Genomic DNA, 19,924 nt, shown 5'->3' on the forward strand with positions numbered 1-19,924 from the left:
CTTCCGAACCCTGTGCCCGGCGTCAGGCCAGCGCGGGCAGGAACGTCACGCCGAACCAGCCGACGAGTCCGGCCGCCAGCGGGATCGAGAGATTGTCGTCGATGACGAAGCCGGCGATGCGGGGCTTGACGCCGTCGGCCACCGTCGCCGCCGCGGCGGCCAACAGCGCCGCCGACAGCGTCAGGAACGGCAGCGCGACCAGTAGACAGATGCCGAACATCGTCACGAGCACGCGCGGGCGCTTGATCGCGCGGAGTTCGTCGCTGCCGAGCACGCCGCTGATCGGGTCGCCGAGCGTCAGCATCAACATCGCGGGGATGGCGATGTCGGGCTCTAACAGCATGACGACGACCGTCAGGCTGAACATGTACAGCGCGTAGCCCGCGGGGTTGTCCTGCTCGTACTCGCGGGTGAGCTTGTCGTATATCCACCAGTCCAGCCCGAACGAAAGGCGGATCACCTCCAGCACGGCGGCGACGCCGCTGCCGATCAGCAAGAACAACTGGAGGTCCTGCCAGCTGAAGATGCCGGCGAGGTAGAACGCGGGCATCCCCGTCCCGCTGATGTGTACGAGGCGTCGCTTGATCTCGTCGGCCATCGCTCGTTAGTCCTCCTCGACCGGCTCGCCGTCGACCTCGTCGAACGTTATGTCGCCGTCCTGCAGTGCGGTTAGCGTCTCGTCGAGATCGTCGACCGGCACTCGAAGCTGCTCGGTCGAGTCCCGCTCGCGCACCGTGACGGTGCCGTCTTCGAGGGTCTCGTAGTCGACGGTGACACAGAACGGCGTGCCGATCTCGTCCTGTCGGCGGTAGCGCCGGCCGATCGCGCCGGAGTCGTCGTAGTTGACCGACAGGCCGGCCGCGCGCAGGTCCGCCGCGAGGTCGCGGGCGCGCTCGCCGAGGCCTTCCTTGTCCATCAGGGGGAACACGCCGACGGTCGTCGGCGCGACTTCGGCGTCGAGCGCGAGGTAGGTGCGCTCCTCGCCGCCGACCTCGTCCTCGGCGTAGGCGTGATCGAGGACGGTGTACAGCAGCCGATCGACGCCGAACGAGGGCTCGACGACGTGGGGCGTGACGTGCTCGCCCGACTCGGTCACTTCGTCGACCGAGAAGTTCGTCTTCTCGACGGGGACGGAGACCTCCTCGCCGTCGACCCTGACGGAAACCTCCTCGTCCTCGAACGCCGACCGATCGGCCTCGGCCAAATCGGCCAGCGCGTCGGCAACGTCCTGCGCTTGGCCGCCGAACTCGGGGCCGAGGTAGCTCATGTCCGGATCGACCGTCGCGCGCTCGACGGTGACCGGCTCGTCGTACTGCTGGAAGACGGTGAAGTCCTCGTCGGAGTGTTCGGCGTGTTTCGAGAGGTCGTAGTCGCCGCGGTAGGCGAAGCCGGCCAGCTCGATCCAGTCGCCGTCGAGTTCGGCTTCGGCGTCCCAGCAGTCGCTGGCGTAGTGGGCGCGCTCGCCCGCGAGGTGCTGACGGAACCGGAACCGATCGGCGTCGACGCCGACGCGCTCGTACCACTCCTGTGCGACGCCCAGATAGTAGGCGATCCACGGGCTGGCGAGCGTGCCGTCGTCGACGGCCTCGCCGATCGTCGTCTCGATCAGCTCGCCCCCCTCGTCTTCCTGCTCGCCGATCGGGTACAGGCGCACCTCGACGTCCTCGACGCGCGAGAGGTCGGGGCCCTCGCCCTCGGGGTCGACGAACAGTTCGAGTTCGGCCTGTGTGAACTCCCGGGTCCGGATGACGGACTTGCGCGGGCTGATCTCGTTTCGGTAGGCCTTACCGATCTGCGTGACGCCGAAGGGCAACTGGTTGCGGGCGTACTCCGACAGCAGCGGGAACTCGACGAAGATACCCTGTGCCGTCTCGGGACGCAGGTAGCCCGGCGACGACGAGCCCGGGCCGATGTTCGTGCCGAACATGAGGTTGAAGTCCTCGACCGGCTCGCCCGCCAGCTCGGCGCCGCAGGACGGACACACGAGATCGTGCTCCGCGATCAGGTCTTCGACCTCTTCGATCGGGACCGATTCGGCTTCCTCGATGTCGGTGTTGTCCTCGATGAGGTGGTCGGCGCGGTGGCTCTCGGCGCACTCGGCGCACTCGACGAGCATGTCGTCGAAGCCGTCGAGGTGGCCCGAGGCCTCGAAGACGGGCTCTGGCATCACCGTCGGCGCGTCGATCTCTTGGTGGCCCTCTCGGACCGCAAAGCGCTCGCGCCACGCGTCTTCGACGTTCTGCTTGAGCGCGGCGCCCTGCGGACCGAACGTGTAGAAGCCGGCGACGCCGCCGTACGCGCCGGCCGACGGGAAGAAATAGCCCCGTCGCTTGGCGAGTTCGACGAGCTTCTCGGCCGTGCTCTCACTCATACAGCGCCTCCAGCAGATCCATGTCCCGGACGATGCCGACGAGGTCGCCGCCCGAGACCAGCGGGATCTGCTCGATGTCGTCGGTGATCATCAGCTGGGCGGCGTCCTGCGCGGACTTGCCCTCCGAGACGGTCACGAGGTCCTCGGTCATGAACTCGGCAACCGTTCCCTCGGGTAGTTCGACGTTCCGGACGGTCATCGACCGGCTGCCCACGCCCTTGATGCCCTCCCACATCCAGTCGTCGTCCTGATCGGCGAAGCTGTTGCCGGTCTGCTCTTCGTCCTCGACGATCTCGGCCACGTCGAGCACGTCGACCTCGGTCAGCATACCGGCCGGCTCGCCCTCCTCGTCGAGCGCGACAGCGTAGGGCACGCCGGCGTAGTAGAGCTCGCGCATGGCGACGACCAGCGGCGCGCCGGCGAAGGTCGTGTTGACGTCTCGAGTTGCAAGCGCCCCGACCTCGGCGTCGGTGTCGACATCGCCGGTTGCGATCGCTCGGATCACGTCGGTGATCGTGACGATCCCTTCGAGTTCGCCATCGACGACGGGGACGCGTCGAGCGCCTTCCTCGACCATCAGCGCGGCCAGCTCTTCGATGGCGGCGTCGCGGGTCACCGTCGGCACTTCGTCCATCAGCAGCGCGAGCTGGTCCTCGTCGGGCTGTTCGATCAGGCTCTCTCGGGAGATCAGTCCGCGGTACTCCTCGCCGTCGTCGCCGGGTTTGACGACCGGCACGGAGGAGAACTCGCGGTCCTGCAGGTACTCCAGGGCGTCGTCGCGGCTACCGGGCAGCTCGACCGTGACGAGCTCGGACCGCGGCGTCATCGCGTCGGACACATTCATACCACGCGGTACGTCCAAATCCGTCATAAAGGCCGTGCTTCGTGGGTCGGGCTCACTCCCTGTGGCGTCGGCGTCTCGCGCCCGCTTCGTCACCGCTGACCGAGGCCGCTACACCGCTGTCGCTCTCGACGTGCTTGCGTCTGACGGCTGTTGCATGGGATCTACGGGCGATATCGGTCTATCTACAGGCACAATTGAATCCGACGGGTTTATACATGTGTGAAAGATAATTATGTATATGTCGACGGCAGGTTACAGCGACACGTCGCACGGCGCGAGCGAAATCGTCGGCTCGGTCGACGGTGAGGGCGAGGACGAGCGGTTCGTCATCGCCGACATCACGGCCGACGGCGCTTGGATCTCGATGTCGGTAGACGACGCGCCGTCGCTTCCGTCCTCGCGGTAGCTGTTTCGACGCCGTCACTCCTCGTGGCTGTCCGTCTCTGCGTGGACTGTGTAGGTCCTCGCTTTCTCGTAGCGCTTGTAGAAGTAGACCATCGGCACCGGCACCAGCAGGAGCGTCAGGACGTAGCGCTCGTGCGCGTAGGTGTACCCCACCAGCGCGGTCGCCAGCAGGATCGACGCGTGCGCGTAGAGCCAGCCCCAGCGCGTCAGCGACTCCCAGTCACCGTACAGGTACTCGTAGAACACGCGCTCGATTGTCTCACGCATGTGAACTCACGCGGACCTGCTGTCGCTGTCGGTTGTTGGGAGTCGGATCCCGCTGTTCGACGCCGCGGGTCGGCTCTCGATCTCCACCGCACTACACCTCCCGCTCGACGGCGAACTCGGTGAACGCGGCCAGTTCGCGCGCGGCGTCGGCGTCGAGATCGACGGCGTCGAGATGATCGAGTGCGCGATTTTTTAGTTCGCGGGCCCGCTGGCGAGCGTAGTCGATGCTCCCGGATTCGTCCAGAATGTCGATACACTCCTCGATTTCTCGGCGGTCGGTGTCCCCCGCGTCGAGAATCGCTTCCAGTCTCGCAACGTCTTCGGGGGGCGCGTGTTCGGCGGCGTGGATGACCAGCAACGTCTTCTTGCCTTCCCGGATGTCGTTGCCCGCCTCTTTGCCGAACCCCTCGACTGCCCCGCGCGTGCTCTCGATGTCGAGCACGTCGTCGCTGATCTGGAACGCCAGCGACAGGTCTCGTGCCCAGTTCGAGACGGCACGTTCGGCCGCCGGCGGCTGTTCGGTAAGGATCGCGGCGAGCCGGGCGGCGAGTCGGCCGAGGCTGCCCGTCTTGCACGAACACATCTCCAGATACCGGGCTTCGTCGATCCGGATCTCCCGCTCGTTGTGCCAGTGGATGTCGAGGCTCTGGCCCAGATGCGCTCGGTTGAGCTCGTCGATGATCATCTCGTAGGCAGCCAGTCGAGTGTCGCCGTCCACGTCGCCGGGGTTCCGGCGCAGAATCGTCATCGGCAGGAAGTACAGGGCGTTGCCGGCGTTCAGCGCGATGTCGACTCCGTACTGCTCGTGGATCGCCGGTTCGCCGCGGCGCATCGACGCCCCGTCTTCGACGTCGTCGACGAGTAACGTTCCCGTGTGGAGCAGTTCCGGCACGGCGGCGTAGGGCGCGTACGGCTCGGGATCCGCTCTAAACCCTTCGACCAGCGTTCTGAACACCGTCGCGCGCCACCGCTTTCCGCCGCGGTCCAGTAGTTCCCAGACCGGGTCCGATAGCGATCGCTGGACGGCTTCCGTATCGTACTCGTACGTCGCCGCTCCGAACGTCTCTGCGAGGTACTGCTCGTCGATCGTCGTCGGTAGGACGGCACCGATCGCCTCTGTGACACGCTCTTCTCCTGCCGTTCCCACGCCGTGGCTCATATTTTCTTTCTATATTCTCAGCAAGAAAGTGTTTCGATCCGTCGGCTCGGCGGACACCTGCGCATCTACATCTGTCTGTAAACCGCTTAAATTATAAGTTATCTACTCGGAATATTCTTGCACGGTGTCCAAACCGATGGTTACAGAAAACAGTTCTGCCGGCTCTCTCTCGGAGGTATCGCCACTCAAAGCACTCGACCTGATGACTCAGCCTCGCTTTCTTCTTCCGACGGCGTTTCCGTTCATCGTCTATCTCGGGTGGACGATGGACTCGTCGGCGTCGCTGTCGGCGCAGTTGCTCGCGGCGCTGGGCATCGCACTCGGCGGGTGGTTCGGCGCGATGGCCGTGGAGTACCAGCCGTTCGTCCCGCTCGAAGACGGAACGATCAACGAGATTCAGGGCGGCCTGTTGTTCGTCGTCGCCGCGGTGATCTACGGCGTCTGGAGCTACAACGCTTGGCCGGCGGTCGTGCAAGGGTTCGGTCTCGTCTCCGGCGTCGCCGTGGCGCTGTGGCTCCCGGCGAGACGCGTCCTCAACCTCTCGGGTGGCGTCATCTTCCCGACGGCTCTGTTCGTGTTTCTGACGCTACAGGATCTCCGGCTCGCCCCGCTACTGGTGGTGCTTGCGATCCGCGTGCCCGTCGCGCTCACGATCGAAGATCTCTCGCCTCTCGAGACGACAGTCGGACTGACGCTGGGAAGCATCTCGGTGCTGACCGTTCTCGCACTCACGCCGCTCGGGTGATCGACGCCGCGTTCGATTGCACCCGTACCGACTGTCTGCGTTCCTCGCGGAAGCTCGCCGCACGCATATTATTTACTCACTTCAACTAATTATATTTGGAGAAGATACAACAGTTTTAACTCTTGTCTTGGAGATAGTTTCCTCCGATGATCGTTGTGACTGTGGCCGGTCCTCCCTGCCGCGCCTCCGCCTGCCGGCGGACCGATCGTCGCACTGAACCGCCCGCTCGAAACTCCTTCGTGGCTGTCCGTCGCCCTGACCCGGACGGGACGGTGGCGGCCTGATGTCGCGGATCGACCGCGTTACAGCGGCCGTTACGGAGCACAGTCGCGTACTCGTCCTCGCGCTGTTGCTCGTCACTGCCGCGCTGGCCCCGGGACTGGTCGGAATCGAGCAGGCCGGGGCGGTCTCGGGGCTCTCGGGCGATAGCGAGGCCGCCGAGGCCAACGCCGAGATCAGGGAACGATTCGACGAACGGGACGTACCGTCGACGACGACCGTGATCGCAGTCCGCAACGAGGACGACAACGTCCTCTCGCGTGACTCGCTGTTGCGGACGCTGCGATACCAGCAAACGTTACACGACAATCGGACGGTCAACGCGACTCTCGTCGAGGACTCGCCCGTGGTCGGCATCGAAAATATCGTCGCCCGAGCCGCGATTCAGGCCGAGCGTCGGGGTACCGTCACGCAGACGGATCTTCAGGGCTGGAACGAGTCCGAGGGGCTGACCGCCGCGAACGGCTCCGACGACTGGCCTGACCCCACGATCGACGACCAGATCGAGCAACTGGAGTCGATGAACGCGTCGGAGGTCTCCGCTGTCGTCGGGCGCATCCTCGACCCCGAGAGCTCCTCGGAAGCGACTCGCCGGGCGTACCAGTTGCTCCCCGAGAGCTACCGGGCCGGCGCGACCACGGCTGACGCCCGCATGATGGTGCTGACGCAGGCGACCGACGGGCAGGTCAGCTCGGCCGCGGGACTCTCAGGAGACATCTCCGAGGCGCTGGGCGTCGCTCGATCGCTGGCGACCGATCGAGCGGACGACGAGCGCTACTACTTCTACGGCGCCGGACTGGTGAACTACGAACAGGATACCGTCATTCAGGATAGCTTCGGCATCCTCGGTCCGTTGGCCGTGCTGTTCGTCCTCGTCGCGCTGTCGCTGGCCTACCGCGACCCGGTCGACGTGCTGCTCGGCGTCGTCGGCATCGCCGTGGCGCTGATCTGGACGATGGGAGCGATGGGCTGGCTCGGCATCATGTTCAACCCGCTGATGATCGCCGCGCCGATCATCCTGATCGGCCTCTCGGTCGACTTCGCGCTCCACGTCACGATGCGCTACCGCGAGGTGCGCCACCGCTCGGACGCCGGCGTGCGCTCGGCGATGCGCGAAGCGCTCGCAGACCTCGGCCCCGCCCTCGCACTGATCACCGCGACGACGGTCATCGGCTTCCTGTCGAACTACACCAGTCCGATGGCCGATCTCCGGACGTTCGGCCTCGTCACTGCAATCGGCATCACCGCGACGCTGGTCGTCTTCGGCGGGCTGATCCCCGCGCTCAAAGTCGAGATCACACCGCTACTCGCGCGCCGGGGCTGGGACCGGACGCCCTCGCTCCCGGGTACCGGTGGCCGGCTACGACGCCTGCTCGACACCGGCGCGACGATCGCCACCCGCGCGCCGCTCGTCTTGCTGGTCGTGACTGGACTGTTCACCGGCGCCGCCGCCTACGGCGCGACCGGCCTCCAGATGTCCGCCCAGCAGGACCTATTCATGGGCGACGATCCGCCGGAGTTCACCGAGAATCTCCCGGACGCCATCGAGCCGAGCGACTACTCGCTCAAAGAGGACCGCCAGTACATCTACTCGACGTTCCAGTCGCCCGACCGGCAGGGGTACGTCTTCGTGACCGGAGACGTGACTACCCCGGAGACGCTCGAACGCGTCGCCGACGCCCACCACGCCGCGGTGGAGTCGGGAACGGTGTACGAAGCCCCGCGCGGCGGGCCGGCGATCCTCTCCCCGCTGTCGGAGATGCGTTCGGTCGCCCGGGAGAACCAGTCGTTCAACGCCACGTTCCAAGCCGCCGATAGCTCCGGGAACGGCGTCCCCGACCGGGATCTCGAATCGCTCTACGACGAGTTCCACGCCGCCGCGCCGGATCGCGCGGCCCGGACGCTCGACCGCGCCGACGACGGCAGCTACGCGGCCATGCAAGTTCGGATCAGCACGGACGGCAGCGTCGACCGGTCCGAAGCCGTCGCTGCGGTGTCGGATGCCGCTGCCGAGGTCGACGACAACGACGACTTGGAGGCCGTCGCCACCGGGAGCTTCGTCATCGAGCAACAGCTCAACGACCGGCTCTCGACGACGCTGATCGAGAGCCTGTCGCTGACGATCGTCGCCATTCTGCTGATCCTGATGGCCGTCTTCCGGCTGACGGCGGGATCGTTCTCACTCGGCGCGATCACGCTCGTCCCGGTGATCCTCAGCGTCACGTGGTTGTTCGGCACGATGGCCACGCTCGGCATCCCCATCAGCCTCATCACGGCGATGGTCGGCAGCGTGACAGTGGGGATCGGCGTCGACTACGCCATCCACGTCAGCGAGCGCTACTGGCAGGAGCGGGCTGACGCCTCGCCGGCCGAGGCACTCGTCCGGACGGTCACTGGCAGTGGCAGCGCGCTGTTGAGCAGCGCCGTCACGACGGCGATCGGGTTCGGCGTCCTATCGTTCGCGCTGCTGCCCGCGCTCCGTCACTTTGGGTTCGTCCTCGCACTCGGCGTCGTCTACTCGTTCCTCGGCGCTCTGTACGTGCAGCCGAGCCTGCTGATGCTCTGGGATCGGTACGTTGCCGGCACCCACGACGCGACGGCGTCGTCGATGCCCGTCGGGAACGACTGATCTGCGGCGACGCCGTCGCGGCGTCGCTGTGCTGTCAGCGTTCGGACGACAAAAATAGGCGACTCGTTCGATCTACCGTCGAACGGTCGCGCGGTGTTTCGTCTTCGGGCGGAGCGTCATCGACGGCGTGAACTCGATCTCGCCGTCGACCTCGACGTCGAGGGTGACGTTGCCGACCATCTCGGCCAGCGCGATGATCATCTCCTGTCGAGCGACTTTCTTTCCGGGGCAGAACCGCGGCCCGCCGCTGAAGGGGAAGTACGCGAACTGCGGCCTGTCGGCGTCGCGCTCCCACCGACCGGGATCGAACGCCTCGGGGTCGTCCCAGAACCGCTCGTCGCGCTGGGGCACCCACTGTGGCATGATGAACTGCGTTCCCTCGGGGAACTCGTACCCGCCGATGGTGACCGGCTCCGTGGCCTCTCGATTGACGCCGACCGTCGGCGGGTATAGCCTGAGCGTCTCTGTGATCACGTTTCGCGTTTGGACCAGTTCGTCGATGTCTTCGGGATCGAGCCCGTCATCGCCGGCGACCGCCTCGTACTCGGCTTCGAGCGACCGGCGAACCGACGGATGCTCGTCCAGCAGGCGCCAAGCATGGGTGAGCGACCCGCCCGGCGACGAGGTGCCCGCGAGTAACAACCCGACCAGATTGTGCCTGACTTCTTGCTCCGAGAGCACGCCCTTGTCGCTGGCCTCCAGCAGGAGCGAACACACGTCCTCGCCGGACTCGCCTTGGCGTCGCTTCTCGATGCACTCGCCGACGTAGTCGTTCAGCGCCCGCACCTTTTTCTCGAAGCGCCGGTCCGTCGGCGTCGGGATCCAGTCGGGGAGATATCGACCAAGGCGGCGGAAGTTCGCGCGATCGATGAGCGAATCCGAGGCGGCGATGATCACGTCCTCGTCGCCGCGCACGTCGATTCCGAGGAGCGTGTCGGCGAGCATCCGCATCGTCGAGACGCGCATCTCTTTGTGTAGGTCGAACTGCTCGCCGTCGTCCCAAGCGTCGATGGACGCGGTTACTTCCGCGATCATCCGCTCTCGATACGCTTCGACGGTGTCGCCGGTGAACGCCGGGTTGATCGCTCTCCGGCGTCGCTGCCAGTCGTCGCCGGTCGACATGTTCACCGCGTGGTCGGTGATCCCCTGAAAACTCGCGCGCTGGGCGGGGCCGATCGTGAACTGCCCGTGTTTTTTCACCAGTATCTCCTGTATCTGGGCCGGTCCGGTGACGAGATAGAACGATTGGCCGGGGTACTCCAACCTGACGATGTCGTCCTGCTGTCCCCACTTTTCGATCGCGCTGATCGGGTCGCGCGCGTACTCGATCCCGTGGCCGAACACCGGTGTTCGTGCCGGCGTATGGACTGATTTTGCATCCGACATGAGGTTTTATTTTGCTATTATTCTATTTAATCTTATGATGGAGAATAAATAACTGGATGCTCAGATGCGGTCCCTTCAGCACTTCCAGCGTCTCTGGCACGACTGTGACTCCGGGCAGTTTCGATAGGTCTATTTGTTGCAGAGATATTTGCACGCATCATGGACTGGAATCATGGCCGGAGATCGTTTCTCGGTAGCTTGACCGCCGCACCGTTCGTAACGACACCCGCGGCCGGACAACAGTCGGCGGTCGACGACGCCGTTCGGCAGGCCATCGAACGCTCCCGGTCGTATCTCCGCGACGCCGCGACCGACGGCGATTTTGCCCACTGGGATACGACGGTCGGCTACGGCGAGTACGGCGACCTGCGATACACGGCCTACTACGCCCTCTTGCTGGAACGAGTCGGCGCGCGCGAGGCGATCAGGGACCGGTGTATCGGCCATCTGCTCGACCGCCGCTCCGCGGACGGCGGTTGGGGCGACGCCGTAACCAACTTCAGCGCGCTCTTGCTCTTCGAACTGATCGACGACGCCGACCACGCCGCTGTGATCGAGGACATCCAAGACGAAATCGACCGGCTGGGCCACTCGCTGCTTCCGTCCGACGACCGAGACGACGCCGGCGTGCGGGTGTCAGAGCGGTTCCGCGTCCGCCTCTGCTACGCGCTGTTGTCCGATCGCTACGCCTACGACGAGCTGTTCCCGGCCGACCGGCCGGTCGAAATCGGTCGCCTGCTGTCGCTGACCCCGGCGTTCGACGGGACGGCGATTTCGGCTCGGGAGAACATGAGCCGGCCCATCCACATCGGCCCGCTCTCGGCGTACTTCCTGCTCGGCGCCGCGGCGCGGGACGACCCGCTCGGGGAAGACGAGCAGGTGCTCGCAGACGCGTTCGAGAACGTGCTTCGGAGCCGCCGACTGCCCAACGGCGCTTGGAACACGTCGCCGACGACGATCTTCGGCGCTCTGGCCCTCGCCGAACGCGGATTCGATCTCTCGGACGACGAGGTCCGGCTTCCCGTCGATTGGCTCGCCGACAACCGCGTGACTGAGGCCGGACGCGTCGAGATCTGGCGTCTGCCCGTCTGGGACACCGGCCTCGTGATCGAGGCGCTGCTCGAATCGGGGCTGTCGCCGTCGGATCCCCTCCTTCGGGACGCAGCCCGGTGGCTCTACCGGGCGCGCACGCCGCAGGTGGACGTGAATCCGGTCGACGCCGAACTGGATCGCTCGCCCGCGCCGTTCCGGCGTCACCACGGCGACGGATGGGGCTACATGCCACACGCCTTTTCGGACTGGGACGACACCGGCCTCGCCATCAGTGCGCTGTCGGCGTTCGCCGGTCCGGCGCTGGACGAACAGACGGCGTTCCTGCTCGACGTACAGAACCGGGATGGAAGCTGGTCGGCGTACACGACCGACTACGAGCCGTTCGACGACGCCGCTGCCGAGACGATCCGCTCGCGGGTCGGAGATGGGCTCTACCGAGTCTTTTTCGGGTACGTTCCCTCGCCCGACGTGACCGGCGGTGCGCTCGCCGCGCTCGGTAAACGCGGGCACACGGTTCGCGACAGCGAGGCGGTGCGTGATGCCGTCGATTATCTCACGGACGCCACCGCGGACAACGACCTGTGGCTCGGCGTCTGGGCGCAGGGGTTCACCTACGGGACGGCCCGCGTGCTCGGTGGCCTGCGACGCGTCGGCGTCGATCCGAGCCGGGAGTACGTCCAAGCGGCAGCCCAGTCGCTGATCGAGCAGCAAAACGACGACGGCGGCTGGGGAGAAGCCACCAGATACGACCCCGCCAGATCGACGCCGGGGAACGTTCCGTACCAGTCTGCCGACTCGACGCCGACCCAGACCGGCTGGGCGCTGCAGGCGTTGCTGTACGCCGGCATTTCGCCGGACAATCCCGCGATTCAGGACGGGATCGACTATCTGCTTCGGATGCAAGACTCGACCGGCGCGTGGACGCCGGACCGCGTGATGTACAACTTCGGTGGCCCCGGCTACAGCACCGACGCGACCACGCAGGCGGCCGCGCTCGCGGCGCTTGGCTCGTACGCATCGGCTCGCGCGGCATCGACCGACGACTGACCTCGTCACCGCCCTCGCCGGGACGTTCGTCTGCCCTCGGCGGTGGACTATCCGGCGCTCACGTCGCCGCTTCTCGACCGAAAATCCGTCTCCAGCGTCCCGTAGAACTGCAGCGACGCCAGATGAGCCAGCAGCAGCGCCACGACCAGTAGGCTCCCCGAGACGGCGGCGAGCACGAGAGCGCCGAGCGCTTTCAGCGTGATGCCGAGGCGCTTCGTCGACCGCTTCCCGACGAGACAGGCGAGCGTCTGCTTGCCCGCCTCCCGGTCGCCTTCGATGTCTTTCGCGTTTCGCATCTCCAGTCCCGCGAAGACGATCAGGAACCAGCAGCAAAACAGCACTGCGCCCTCTCGGCGTCCGAGCGGGTACGACGCGATCCGACCGAAGATAAACACGATCTGGTACGCCCACGCGAACGCGACCGCACACGAGTCCAGCGGCACCGAGACCGTCTTGATCTCGTCGTAGAGAGCCAGTACGGCCAGCGGGACGTGGCCGAGTAAGACGGTCGCCAACCTGGCAGCGTCGACCGGCGGCGCCGCGACGAACAGCGAGAGCTCGAACAGGAGCAACGCCGCCGCCGCGGCGCCCAGCAACTCTCGCTCGTACGCTTCGACCAGCGCGGTCCTGTCGGGGTTGTTGATCCGGTCCTCGTCCGTAATGAGCAGCCGGTCGACGATGTACACGAACGCGGTCAGCGCCCCCATCGTCACGAACCCCACGCCCGCCGCTGTCGGGGGCTCCCCCAGTGCGATGGCCGAAATAGCCAGAATGAGCGCCGAGTTGACGACTAGGTACAGGCTGCAACTGACGAACAGGTTGTAGCAGTCGTGCAGAAGCTGCCCGTTCCGGTTCAGCATCCGCTGATCCCCGCTCGGTTTCTGTCGCTGTGGTACCTTCCGGCCTTTCCAAGGCCGTGCCGAAGCAGTCGCTTATAACCGGCTCCTGTCGTGCTTTTTTCTCCTCTCCCGAACATGATTTCAATATATTCTGCACACAAATTAAATTTATATTTAACGGATTAGAACTAAATAAACAATTTTGTGGTATCTAATCGGACAGATAACGCCGAACGATCGCCCCGAGGCGCTGGCCGATTGGGACGCCGCTGACGCCGCTGCGCCCGATTCGATATAGCGCTATCTAATTTACCTCTACACTCGCCCGGCTCACACCAGTAATCCGAACGCGGCGGCAACCGAGCCGTTACCGACGGATGACCGGATTTTTTGACGCCGCGCGAGTACGGCCGCCAAATGGCGTCCGACCTCGACGAGAACCCGTTTCTGCGAGAGCCGCCGACCGACTTCGAGTCGGTCGAGGAGCTCTCGGCAACTGCGGCCCGCGAGCAGGCCGAACAGCTCCGCGAAGCCATTCGGCACCACGACCGGCGCTACTACGTCGAGTCCGACCCGGTGATCGCCGATCGGACCTACGACGCGTTGCTGTCCCGGCTCGAAGCGCTCGAAGCGGCGTTCGACCTCGACGACGAGGACAGTCCGACCCGGCGGGTCGGCGGCGAGCCGGTCGAGGAGTTCGATACCGTCGAGCACGTCGCGCCGATGCTCTCGATCGACCAGAGCGGTGACGCCGAAGAGGTCTACGAGTTCGACGAGCGCGTCCGCGGCGAGGTCGGTCCCGTCGAATACGTCTGCGAGCCGAAGTTCGACGGCGTCTCGATCGAGGTCGTCTACGAGGACGGCCGGCTGATCCGGGCCGCAACGCGCGGGGACGGGCAGGAGGGCGACGACGTCACCCGGAACGTCCGGACGATCCGGTCGATCCCGCAGGTCTTGTCCGGCGATCCCCCCGAGTTCCTCGCGGTCCGCGGAGAGGTGTTCATGCCCCGCGACGCGTTTCAAGCGTACAACCGCGAGCGCGTCGAGCGGGGCGAGGACCCCTTCGCAAACCCCCGAAACGCGACCGCGGGGACGATCCGCCAGCACGACCCCGCCGTCGTCGCCGACCGACCGCTTGACTGTTTCTTCTTCGAGGTGCTCGATTCGAGCGACGGCTGGGCGACCCGCTGGGAAGAGGATCAGGCGCTGCCGGAGTACGGCCTCAAAGTAAACGAGCACACCGAGCGCGTCGATGGGATCGAGGACGCCCTCGCGTACCGCGAGGAGATGCTAGAGCGTCGTGACGAGTTGAACTACGAGATCGACGGCATCGTGATCAAGGTCGACGACGCCGACAAGCGCGAGCGACTGGGCGCCACCGCCCGCCACTACCGGTGGGCCTTCGCCTACAAGTTCCCCGCCCGCACCGAGGTGACGACCGTTCGGGAAATCGCTGTGCAGGTCGGCCGTACCGGCCGGTTGACCCCGGTCGCTCTGCTCGACCCCGTCGACGTGGGAGGCGTCACCGTCTCGCGGGCCAGCCTGCACAACCCCGAGGAGATCGCCGATCTCGGCGTCGATGTCGGCGACAAAGTCCGCGTCGAGCGCGCTGGCGACGTGATCCCGCAGGTCGCCGAGGTCGTCGAGGACGAGGTACACGGCGAGTCCCACTTCGAGTTTCCCGAGACCTGCCCGGTCTGTTCGAGTCCGATCGAGCGCGACGGCCCGATGGCCTACTGTACGGGCGGGCTAGCTTGTACTGCTCAGTTGCGCGAGTCGGTCGTCCACTACGGCGGCGACGACGGCCTCGACATCGAGGGGCTCGGCGAGCGCACGGTCCGCCAGTTCATCGACGAAGGCCTGCTCACCGACAGCGTCGCGGATCTCTACGAGATCGACGCCGACGAACTGGTCGCGCTGGAGGGCTGGGGCGAGCGCAGCGCCGAGAACCTGCTGGCGGAACTCGACGCGACCAAAGAGCCCCCGCTCGCGGACTTTCTGGCCGCGCTTGGCATCCCCCACGTCGGCGCCGCGACGGCCCGCGAACTGGCCCGCGAGTTCGGCACGCTCGACGCCGTGATCGACGCCGACGCCGAGGCGCTGGAAGCCGTGCCCGATGTCGGGTCGGTCGTCGCCGGACAGATCCGCGACTTTTTCGACTCGGCGGCGAACCGAGCGGTCGTCGCGGACCTGCGCGACCACGGCGTCGACCCGCAGGACGCCGACGTGGAGGGCGGAGACGAACTCGCCGGACTCACGGTCGTGTTCACCGGCAGCCTCTCCGAGCACACCCGCAGCGAGGCCCAAGCACTCGTCGAGGACCACGGCGGTTCGGCGACCAGCAGCGTCTCGGGCAACACCGACTACCTCGTCGCCGGGGAGAATCCGGGGCAGTCGAAGCGATCGGACGCCGACGACGAGGGTGTCCCGGTCATCGACGAAGCCGAGTTCGAGGAGTTGCTCGAAGAGCGTGGTATCGACATCGAGTAACGGCGTCACCGGACTGTCCAGCTGCTCGGCGCCCCTACAGATCGACGGCGTCGAACCGCCAGAGCCCGATCGTCAGCGGCGCGACGGTCCACAGCGCCAGCACGATCGCGCCGGTCCACGCGGTCATGTACGGCTCGGCGTACCAGACCGGCGGATACTCGGTCAGCACGAGGTCACGGAGCACGAGCTGGTAGGCGTTGTGCGGGCTGAGCATGAACAGAATGTTGACCCACTCCGGAAACCCGCCGACCTGAAGCACCCACTCGCCGGTCGTCAGCCGATTTGCGATCGCGTTCGACGCCAGCACGAGCGCCCCCCACAGCAGTTTGAACACCAGATAGTACGCCAGCACGCCGACGGCCGCCCACGTCGGCGACGCGGTCGCGGCCGACACGGCGACGGCGACGCTGACGTAGGCGATCCCGACGAGCAACAGCGCGCCCAGAAAGCCCAGATAGCCGACGATGGAGTAGGCGTCGAACGCGACCACGACGACGCCGAACCCGGCGGCGAAGGCCAGCACGACCGGTACTGCGAGCACGACCGTCCGGCCGACGAACTTGCCGACGACCACGTCGTCCCGGCTGTGGGGCTGGGAGAGCAACAGCGCGAGGCTCCCGCTCGCGCGCTCGCCGGCGATCGATTTGTAGCCGAGCATCGCGGCGATGATCGGCACGAACGCCGACGCCGGGCCGAGCACGGCGACGAAGGTCTGGAACGACGCACTGCCGGCCGGCGCGCCGAGCAGCCGCGGCGCCGCGATGTAGACACCCATCAGCGCGAGCGCGATCAGCGCCATCGCGCCCGAGAGCCCCTGCAGAACGCGTGATCGCGCGGCGTCTTTGACCTCCTTGCGTGCGACGACGCGCCAGCTCACGCCTCGCCCTCCGTGTACTGTCGGAACAGCGCTTCGAGCGATGCTTCTTCGGTCCGAAAGTCTGCCACTGCGACGCCGTGGTCTTCGAGCGTCCGTATCACGGCCTGTTTCGCATCGGCGTCACAGCGCACCACGAGCGCGTCGCCGTCGCGGTCGACCGCGGCGACGCCGTCGACCGATTCGACGGCTGTCACCGCGTCGTCGTCGGCTCGATCGACCGTGACTCGGAGTCGAGCGCCCCGGCCGGCGGCGTCGCCCAGCCCTTCGACCGTGTCCTCGGCGACGAGCTCGCCGCCGTGCAGGATGGCGACCCGGTCGCAGATCGCTTCGACCTGCCCGAGGTCGTGGCTCGAAAAGAAGATCGTCGCGCCCCGATCGCGCTCCTCCCGGAGCACCTCGCGCAGTCGACGCGCGCCGTTGGGATCGAGCCCGGTCGTCGGTTCGTCGAGGATCAGTAGGTCGGGCTCGCCGACCAGCGCCATCCCGAGCGCGAGGCGCTGGGCCATCCCTTTCGAGTAGTCGCCGGCCGGCCGGTCGGCGGCATCAGCGAGGCCGACCCGCTCTAAGATCGCGCCCGGGTCGGCGTCGCTCTCGCGGGACTCGCAGGCGAACGCGACGTGCTGACGGCCGGTGAGCCGGTCCCACACGCTGAGGCCGTCGGGCAGGACGCCGACGCGCTCGCGGACGGCCACCGGCTCGGCCTGACAGTCGCGCCCGAACACTCGCGCGACGCCCTCGGTCGGGCGCGCGAAGTCGAGTAACACGTTGATCGTCGTCGACTTTCCGGCGCCGTTGGGCCCGAGAAAGCCGAAGATCTCGCCCTCCTCGACGGCGAGATCGAGCCCCGACAGCGCCGTGACGGCGCCGTAGCGCTTGGTCACGCCGTCCAGTTCGATCGCTGCCATGGCTTCGGGTTCAGGGCATCGACGCTTATGTCCTTCGTCGGCCGATCACAGCTCTTCGTCCGGTTCGTGCTCCTCGGCCATCGTGGCGACCTCGGCGGCGTAGCGCTCGCGTTGGTCGTCGTCCTCCACGGATTCGAGGTCGCCCTCTGGCACCGCTTTGGCGGCGGTCACGTCGATCTGGGAGAGTGCGTGGGCCGATAGCTCGCGCTGCTGGTAGCGCTCGCCGTCGGGCGTCGCGTACACCAGCGTGACGAGGTTTCGCTGGTCGAACGAGCGCTCGACCAGCCAGCATCGAACCGTCGATTCGGCGTCGTCGTCGGTCTGCTCGTCGGTCATGGGTCCGGGTTCGGGCCCGACCCACCTATGTTCCCCGGACGCGTCTCGACGCTGTCTCCGTTCCTGTCTCGCCGCCGTCGTCCGGTAGCGACGCCGATCCCATTGGAATCTGTCTAAAATTAGAAGAAATAATACTTCGTGAATGTTTTATACTCAGATAGGTGGTGTGAGGACATGAGACGTAGTACGCACGTCGCCACGCTCGACTCGCTCGTCGACGTGCCGATCGCCGACGGTGGTCGGCGGCGTCCCGACGCCGACGAGGCGACCGTCGACGACGCAACGCCGTCCTCACATCCCGGACCGCCGCAGTTCGTGGCCGTCAACGAGACGATCGAGGATCCCAACGGCAACGATCAGGAAGACCGCGACGCGCTGGCGCCGCGGAACCCTGTCGCCGACGCGACCTACTCGTGGTCCGTCGTCGACGCGCCCGCCGACAGCGAGGCGACCGTCGGTGACGACCCGATCGTCGGCTTCGATCCCGACGTTCCCGGCGAGTACACGCTCGCGCTGGACGCCGACGACGGGCGCCACGAACTGACCGTCCGGGTGTTTCCCCCCGAAAATGAGGACGACCCGCGACCTCGCGTCGAACTTGACGCCGACGTGGTCGGCGAGCAGGTCGTGCTCACTGCCACCGCAACGACGCCGCCGGCCAACTCCCAGCTCGATCCCGACATCGACGTGGAGCTGTACGTCGACGACCGCGACCGGGACGCGCTGACCGACGCCGGCAGCGTCCTCTCGGCCGCCGAGATCGACGAGCCGGTTCGGATCCACGCCGTCGCCGCCGGCCGCCGGTACAGCGTCGCCGACTCGATCCGGCTGGTTCCCGACGGCGACTCGGTGTCAGTCGAACGTCCCTACGACCCGCCGTCGTGGCTCGACGACGCCGTCTTCTACGAGATCTTCACCCGCCGGTTCCCCGATCAGGACGATCCGACGTTCGACCAGATGGCCGAGCATCTCGATCACCTCGACGAACTGGGCGTCGACGCGCTCTGGCTGACGCCCTTCGTCGACGCCTACAGCAGTTTCGGCACCGACGACGACATGGGCGGCCCCCACGGGTACGACGCGCTCGATTACTTCTCGGTCGATCCCGAACTCGGGACGATGGCCGACTTCGAGGCCTTCGTCGACGCCTGCCACGAACGCGACATCAAGGTCGTGTTCGATCTCGTGGTCAACCACACGTCGATCCGCCACGAGTTCTTCCAAGCCGCTTCTGACCCCGACCACGAGGACCACGAGCGCTACCGCGACTGGTACCGCTGGGAAGACGAGGACGAACTCGTTCCGGACACGTACTTCGGCTGGAGCAACATCCCGAACCTCAACTACGAGAATCCCGAGGTCCGGGAGTTCGTCCTGTCGATCGTCGACTTCTGGGTCGACAAGGTCGACGGGTTCCGCTGCGACGTGGCGTGGGGCGTCCAGCACTCGTTCTGGAAGGAAGTGTACGATCGCGTCCAGTCGGTCGACGAGGACTTCCTGATGCTCGACGAGTCGGTGCCGTACTTCGCGGACTTCTCGGAAGGCGAGTTCCACATCCATCACGACGACCGCCTCCACGAGGCGCTCGGCATGGCTGCCGATGGCGACGCCGACGCCGTGCTCGACGCCGTCGAACGCCGCGCGAACGTCGGCGTCCCCTCGTATCGACCCTTCCTCCAGTACGCCGAGAACCACGACCTCGATCGCTTCCTCGCCGAGCACGGCCGGGCAGCCCAGATGGCCGCCGGCGCCGCGACGTTCACGCTCCCCGGCAACCCGATGCTGTACTACGGGCAGGAAACCGGTCTGGAGGGCTACCGCGATCCGATGAACTGGGGCGAGTTCGACGAGGAGCTGTACGACTTCTACCGCTCGCTCGTCGACGCACGCAAGTCGATTCCGGCGCTTGGCAGTGACGCCGGCATCGAGCGCGTCCCGTTTTACTCCGAGTCCGATCGCGTGCTCGCGTTCTCGCGGGTCGCCGACGATCAGCGCGTCGTCGTCGTCCTCAACTTCGCGGAGGGCTCTCGCACCGTGCGCCTCGGCTCGTACGTCGAGACGACCGATCTGCTGACCGACGCCGAGCTCTCGCCGACCGAACGCGACGACGGACTGATCGAGTTCGAGGTCGAAACGGTGGCCGTTCTCGAAGCCGACGAGCCGCCCGCAACCGGTCCCGAACTTGACGCCGGCGACTCCGACGACGCCCGCGAGTTCGACGCCGAGGACGGCCTCGCTGCCGTCACCGGCGACGACAGCACCGAGTCCTGACCCGCACCTGTCTTCCGTGCT

General features: G+C 66.3%; 16 protein-coding genes. 6 read left to right on the plus strand and 10 right to left on the minus strand.

The annotated features are described in order from the left end of the window. Nucleotides 1–22: 22 nt before the first annotated feature. Genes CRO01_RS11285 through CRO01_RS11295 form a run of 3 tightly spaced genes read right to left on the minus strand, consistent with a single transcriptional unit; the run spans nt 23 to nt 3,215 of the window. Nucleotides 23–598 carry a dolichol kinase gene (locus CRO01_RS11285; protein WP_097009261.1) on the minus strand — a complete coding sequence of 192 codons (576 nt, stop codon included), beginning with the start codon at nt 596–598 and terminating at the stop codon, nt 23–25. 6 nt (nt 599–604) lie between these two features. Beyond that, nucleotides 605–2,371 carry a glycine--tRNA ligase gene (glyS, locus tag CRO01_RS11290; RefSeq protein ID WP_097009262.1) on the minus strand — a complete coding sequence of 589 codons (1,767 nt, stop codon included), beginning with the start codon at nt 2,369–2,371 and terminating at the stop codon, nt 605–607. After that, nucleotides 2,364–3,215: a CBS domain-containing protein gene (locus CRO01_RS11295; protein WP_097009263.1), complete on the minus strand. Its 852-nt coding sequence runs from the start codon at nt 3,213–3,215 to the stop codon at nt 2,364–2,366. The genes glyS and CRO01_RS11295 overlap by 8 nt, the downstream gene beginning before the upstream one ends. Before the next feature lie 238 nt (nt 3,216–3,453). Here CRO01_RS11295 and CRO01_RS16670 point away from each other — a divergent pair, with 238 nt between their 5' ends. Continuing rightward, a complete protein-coding gene (locus tag CRO01_RS16670; protein ID WP_179747467.1) occupies nt 3,454–3,621 on the plus strand; it encodes a DUF7556 family protein in 168 nt (55 codons plus the stop codon). A 14-nt stretch (nt 3,622–3,635) separates the two neighbouring features. On the opposite strand, the gene CRO01_RS11300 is transcribed toward CRO01_RS16670, so the two are convergent. Next, nucleotides 3,636–3,887, minus strand: a complete 252-nt coding sequence (locus CRO01_RS11300) for a hypothetical protein (protein ID WP_097009264.1) — start codon at nt 3,885–3,887, stop codon at nt 3,636–3,638. A gap of 91 nt (nt 3,888–3,978) precedes the next feature. Continuing rightward, nucleotides 3,979–5,046, minus strand: coding sequence for a polyprenyl synthetase family protein (locus CRO01_RS11305; protein WP_097009265.1), 1,068 nt, complete (start codon nt 5,044–5,046; stop codon nt 3,979–3,981). Nucleotides 5,047–5,182: 136 nt separating this feature from the next. On the opposite strand from CRO01_RS11305, the gene CRO01_RS11310 reads away from it, so the two are divergent. Beyond that, a complete protein-coding gene (locus CRO01_RS11310; protein ID WP_097009266.1) occupies nt 5,183–5,791 on the plus strand; it encodes a hypothetical protein in 609 nt (202 codons plus the stop codon). A 283-nt stretch (nt 5,792–6,074) separates the two neighbouring features. Further along, the gene (locus CRO01_RS11315) at nt 6,075–8,699 is read left to right on the plus strand and encodes an efflux RND transporter permease subunit (protein WP_097009267.1); all 2,625 of its coding nucleotides are present in this window, start codon (nt 6,075–6,077) and stop codon (nt 8,697–8,699) included. A 72-nt stretch (nt 8,700–8,771) separates the two neighbouring features. Here CRO01_RS11315 and CRO01_RS11320 read toward each other — a convergent pair whose 3' ends face one another. Next, the gene (locus CRO01_RS11320) at nt 8,772–10,085 is read right to left on the minus strand and encodes a cytochrome P450 (RefSeq protein WP_097009268.1); all 1,314 of its coding nucleotides are present in this window, start codon (nt 10,083–10,085) and stop codon (nt 8,772–8,774) included. Nucleotides 10,086–10,244: 159 nt separating this feature from the next. Here CRO01_RS11320 and CRO01_RS11325 point away from each other — a divergent pair, with 159 nt between their 5' ends. After that, complete coding sequence (locus CRO01_RS11325; protein ID WP_097009269.1) at nt 10,245–12,185, plus strand: prenyltransferase/squalene oxidase repeat-containing protein; 1,941 nt, start codon at nt 10,245–10,247, stop codon at nt 12,183–12,185. A 47-nt stretch (nt 12,186–12,232) separates the two neighbouring features. Here the strand turns inward: CRO01_RS11325 and CRO01_RS11330 are convergent, their stop codons facing one another. Beyond that, on the minus strand, nt 12,233–13,045 hold the full coding sequence (locus CRO01_RS11330; RefSeq protein ID WP_097009270.1) for a UbiA family prenyltransferase: 813 nt from the start codon (nt 13,043–13,045) through the stop codon (nt 12,233–12,235). 396 nt (nt 13,046–13,441) lie between these two features. Here CRO01_RS11330 and ligA point away from each other — a divergent pair, with 396 nt between their 5' ends. Beyond that, on the plus strand, nt 13,442–15,514 hold the full coding sequence (gene ligA / locus CRO01_RS11335) for an NAD-dependent DNA ligase LigA (protein ID WP_097009271.1): 2,073 nt from the start codon (nt 13,442–13,444) through the stop codon (nt 15,512–15,514). A gap of 34 nt (nt 15,515–15,548) precedes the next feature. Here the strand turns inward: ligA and CRO01_RS11340 are convergent, their stop codons facing one another. From CRO01_RS11340 to CRO01_RS11350, 3 genes are read right to left on the minus strand one after another with little or no spacing between them, the layout of a single operon-like run. Beyond that, nucleotides 15,549–16,391 (minus strand): ABC transporter permease subunit, encoded by an 843-nt coding sequence (locus CRO01_RS11340; RefSeq protein ID WP_179747468.1) that lies wholly within the window; start codon nt 16,389–16,391, stop codon nt 15,549–15,551. After that, entirely contained in the window at nt 16,388–17,296 is a 909-nt protein-coding gene (locus CRO01_RS11345) for an ABC transporter ATP-binding protein (RefSeq protein ID WP_097009273.1), read from the minus strand. Before CRO01_RS11345 ends, CRO01_RS11340 begins: the two co-directional genes overlap by 4 nt. A 45-nt stretch (nt 17,297–17,341) precedes the next feature. Further along, on the minus strand, nt 17,342–17,632 hold the full coding sequence (locus CRO01_RS11350) for a hypothetical protein (RefSeq protein ID WP_097009274.1): 291 nt from the start codon (nt 17,630–17,632) through the stop codon (nt 17,342–17,344). A gap of 174 nt (nt 17,633–17,806) precedes the next feature. Between CRO01_RS11350 and CRO01_RS11355 the strand changes: the two genes are divergently transcribed. Then, the gene (locus tag CRO01_RS11355; protein WP_097009275.1) at nt 17,807–19,903 is read left to right on the plus strand and encodes an alpha-amylase family glycosyl hydrolase; all 2,097 of its coding nucleotides are present in this window, start codon (nt 17,807–17,809) and stop codon (nt 19,901–19,903) included. Nucleotides 19,904–19,924 lie beyond the last annotated feature (21 nt).

The sequence above is a fragment of the Natronoarchaeum philippinense genome (assembly GCF_900215575.1).
GTDB lineage: Archaea > Halobacteriota > Halobacteria > Halobacteriales > Natronoarchaeaceae > Natronoarchaeum > Natronoarchaeum philippinense.

Excerpts from the sequence above, each read along its gene's own strand:
- CRO01_RS11285 (WP_097009261.1), bottom strand. The coding sequence starts at position 598 with ATGGCCGACGAGATCAAGCGACGCCTCGTACACATCAGCGGGACGGGG.
- glyS (WP_097009262.1), bottom strand. The coding sequence starts at position 2,371 with ATGAGTGAGAGCACGGCCGAGAAGCTCGTCGAACTCGCCAAGCGACGG.
- CRO01_RS11295 (WP_097009263.1), bottom strand. The coding sequence starts at position 3,215 with ATGAATGTGTCCGACGCGATGACGCCGCGGTCCGAGCTCGTCACGGTC.
- CRO01_RS16670 (WP_179747467.1), top strand. The coding sequence starts at position 3,454 with ATGTCGACGGCAGGTTACAGCGACACGTCGCACGGCGCGAGCGAAATC.
- CRO01_RS11300 (WP_097009264.1), bottom strand. The coding sequence starts at position 3,887 with ATGCGTGAGACAATCGAGCGCGTGTTCTACGAGTACCTGTACGGTGAC.
- CRO01_RS11305 (WP_097009265.1), bottom strand. The coding sequence starts at position 5,046 with ATGAGCCACGGCGTGGGAACGGCAGGAGAAGAGCGTGTCACAGAGGCG.
- CRO01_RS11310 (WP_097009266.1), top strand. The coding sequence starts at position 5,183 with ATGGTTACAGAAAACAGTTCTGCCGGCTCTCTCTCGGAGGTATCGCCA.
- CRO01_RS11315 (WP_097009267.1), top strand. The coding sequence starts at position 6,075 with ATGTCGCGGATCGACCGCGTTACAGCGGCCGTTACGGAGCACAGTCGC.
- CRO01_RS11320 (WP_097009268.1), bottom strand. The coding sequence starts at position 10,085 with ATGTCGGATGCAAAATCAGTCCATACGCCGGCACGAACACCGGTGTTC.
- CRO01_RS11325 (WP_097009269.1), top strand. The coding sequence starts at position 10,245 with ATGGACTGGAATCATGGCCGGAGATCGTTTCTCGGTAGCTTGACCGCC.
- CRO01_RS11330 (WP_097009270.1), bottom strand. The coding sequence starts at position 13,045 with ATGCTGAACCGGAACGGGCAGCTTCTGCACGACTGCTACAACCTGTTC.
- ligA (WP_097009271.1), top strand. The coding sequence starts at position 13,442 with ATGGCGTCCGACCTCGACGAGAACCCGTTTCTGCGAGAGCCGCCGACC.
- CRO01_RS11345 (WP_097009273.1), bottom strand. The coding sequence starts at position 17,296 with ATGGCAGCGATCGAACTGGACGGCGTGACCAAGCGCTACGGCGCCGTC.
- CRO01_RS11350 (WP_097009274.1), bottom strand. The coding sequence starts at position 17,632 with ATGACCGACGAGCAGACCGACGACGACGCCGAATCGACGGTTCGATGC.
- CRO01_RS11355 (WP_097009275.1), top strand. The coding sequence starts at position 17,807 with ATGAGACGTAGTACGCACGTCGCCACGCTCGACTCGCTCGTCGACGTG.